The following is a 341-nucleotide window of genomic DNA, read 5'->3' as shown; positions in this document are numbered from 1 at the left end:
CGGACAGACCAACTACACCACGAGCAAGGCCGGTCTGATCGGCTACGCCCGCGCGATGGCACCCGGACTCAAGGCACGCGGCATCAGCATCAATGCCGTTGCACCGGGCTTCATCGAAACCCGAATGACCGCCCAGATGCCCTTCACCCTGCGTGAAGCCGGTCGACGCATGAGCTCACTCGGTCAGGGCGGTCTGCCGCAAGACGTCGCCGAAGCCGTGGCCTGGTTTAGCCAACCGGGCAGCGGCTCGGTCAGCGGCCAGGTATTGCGCGTCTGTGGTCAAAACGTCATCGGGGCGTAACACCCCGCATTGAGTTCAAGGAGAAGGATGATGACTGCTC

At 63.0% G+C, this 341-nt stretch carries 1 protein-coding gene; it reads left to right on the top strand.

The window, feature by feature from the left end:
* On the top strand, window positions 1-301 hold a 301-nt coding region (locus EE949_RS01395; protein WP_122662249.1), incomplete at its 5' end, for an SDR family oxidoreductase.
* Window positions 302-341 lie beyond the last annotated feature (40 nt).

Source organism: Pseudomonas viridiflava (assembly GCF_900602065.1).
In the GTDB taxonomy this organism is placed as follows: domain Bacteria; phylum Pseudomonadota; class Gammaproteobacteria; order Pseudomonadales; family Pseudomonadaceae; genus Aquipseudomonas.
The sequence above is the reverse complement of the archived record's forward strand: the minus strand, read 5'-3'. Positions and strand labels throughout refer to the sequence as shown.